The 2,340-nt window shown below is 37.5% G+C and carries 2 protein-coding genes; one reads left to right on the top strand and one right to left on the bottom strand.

Annotated features, from left to right (window positions below; all coding sequences use genetic code 11):
- Nucleotides 1-33: 33 nt before the first annotated feature.
- Entirely contained in the window at nucleotides 34-1,104 is a 1,071-nt protein-coding gene (gene aroB / locus ACNKXV_RS08200; protein WP_417907227.1) for a 3-dehydroquinate synthase, read from the bottom strand.
- Nucleotides 1,105-1,193: 89 nt separating this feature from the next.
- On the opposite strand from aroB, the gene ACNKXV_RS08195 reads away from it, so the two are divergent.
- Nucleotides 1,194-2,340: proline dehydrogenase family protein (locus tag ACNKXV_RS08195; RefSeq protein ID WP_417907226.1), on the top strand; the 1,147-nt coding region annotated here is incomplete at its 3' end.

The following is a 2,340-nucleotide window of genomic DNA, read 5'->3' as shown; positions in this document are numbered from 1 at the left end:
GTGAGAATATATTATTTTTTAATGTACTATTAATCAAAGTTTTAAGTAGTGTGTAAAAGCTTTATTTATAAGCTCATTAGGAACCGTTACATCAATAACCGCTTCTCCAACATCCTGAAGTAGGACAAAATTTACATTTCCTCTTTCATTCTTCTTATCAAATCTCATCAATTCAATGATCTCCTCAATTTCCCCCGGCTCAAAATTTACTTTCCCGTATATATCAGTAATGATATCGCAAATTTCACTGAATTTTTCTGAAGGAAAAGATTTTAGCTCTCGGGATAAATATGTTTCCAGGATCATTCCAATGGCTATAGCTTCCCCGTGTAGCAATTTCTCTTTTTCAGGATTGGTGAGGCAGAATGATTCGATGGCATGACCAAGGGTGTGACCGTAATTTAGTTTTTTCCGAATGGATCGCTCATAAGGATCCTGTTTTACGATGTTGGCTTTAATATTTACCGACTCTTCTATGATCTTATCAAGGTCTGAATGGTCAAGCGACTTAAGATCAGATACCTTTTTCCAGTATTTTTCATCTGCGATAAGGCCGTGCTTTAAAATTTCAGCCAAGCCACTGCGCATTTCCTGGGGTGATAAAGTTTTTAAATAAACGGAATCAATTAAAACCATTTCGGGCTGAATTATAATTCCAACCTGGTTTTTTAAATTTCCTAAATCAACACCGGTTTTCCCGCCAACTGATGCATCTACCATGGAAAGTAGAGTAGTAGGAACATTTATAAACCGGATTCCTCTTTTAAAGGTGGCAGCTACAAACCCGCCAAGATCGGTAACCACTCCGCCACCAAGATTGATCATTAAACTTTTCCTGTCGGCATCCAGTTCAGATAGGGCGTTCCACACCCCGGAACAGGTCTCAATATTTTTATTTTCTTCTCCGGCCTCTATTTCAATTACCTCAATTGCAACATCGGTTTTTAGTTTTTGTAAAAAAGACGACAAGCAATTTACATGGGTATTGGAGTCCACCAGCACAAATATTTTAGAAGGCGTGGTTTCAGATATGAAATTATTCAGTTGTGTATATGATCCTTCGCCATAATAGACAGGATTTAAACTCTGTTTTTCTTCGTTCATTCTATTTGGAATTGTGCGTCCCGAAATTAAAGAGAAATTATGAAAATAATCGACTTCAATAATTATATTTGCCCGATTAACAGCGAGAAATGATTAGGAAAAAGATATTCAATAATACAAAATCGGCTTTCAAATTAAAGTCTAATACAGAACTGGACAGAGCGATATTTTTATTCAGTATGATGAATTATGCTCCTTTGGTAAAAGCCGGGACTGCACTTACTAAGATGTCCTTAAAACTACATTTACCTGTAGAAACGCTTATCAAAAAAACCATTTTTGAGCAATTTTGTGGCGGGGTGACCGAGGATGACTGTAAGCCTGTTACTAAGGAAATGTATGGTGAGAACCTGCATAGTATCCTGGATTACTCAGTAGAGGGTAAGGAAACCGAAGAGGAATTTGATGCAGCTATGCAAAAAAAGCTGAGCCTTATTGAATATGCTAATAATAGTGAAGACATCACCTTCGCCATGTTTAAGCCTACCGGAATTGGAAGATTTGAGATCTGGGAGAAGGTGAGTGAGAAACTCAGCCTTTCACCGGAGGAAAAGAAGGAATGGGGAAGAGTAAAGGTGAGAGTGGAAACTCTTTGTAAGAGAGCCTTTGAATTAGGTGTGAGATTGTATGCAGATGGTGAAGAAACCTGGATGCAGACTGCGGCTGATGATCTTATGGAAGAGATGATGAAAAAGTATAATAAGGATAAAGTTCTTATTTTTAATACGCTCCAATGTTACCGCTGGGATCGTCTGGAATACTTGAAACAATTACATGAAAGAGCCAAGCAGGAAGGCTTTAAAATTGGTGCAAAAATAGTTAGAGGTGCATATATGGAAAAGGAAAATGCCAGAGCGAAAAAGCTTGGATATCCTTCACCAATTTGTGAAAGCAAGGAAGCAACAGATGTTAATTTTAACTCTGTAATGTCTTATTGCTTAAACCATTTAGAAGATATCTCCGTTTTTATTGGAACTCATAATGAAGTTAGCAGTTATCTGGCTTTACAGATTATGGAAGATAAAAACATTGATAAGGAGGATAAAAGAATATGGTTTAGTCAGTTATACGGGATGAGTGATCATATTAGTTATAACCTGGCCAAAAAAGGATATAATGCCGTTAAACTGGTGCCATTTGGACCGGTAAGAGATGTGGTGCCTTATCTGCTACGTAGAGCTCAGGAAAATACTTCGGTAAAAGGTCAAACCGGTAGGGAATTATCATTACTGCGGG

It is taken from the genome of Christiangramia aquimixticola (genome assembly GCF_048285835.1).
Classification (GTDB): domain Bacteria; phylum Bacteroidota; class Bacteroidia; order Flavobacteriales; family Flavobacteriaceae; genus Christiangramia; species Christiangramia aquimixticola.
The sequence above is the reverse complement of the archived record's forward strand: the minus strand, read 5'-3'. Positions and strand labels throughout refer to the sequence as shown.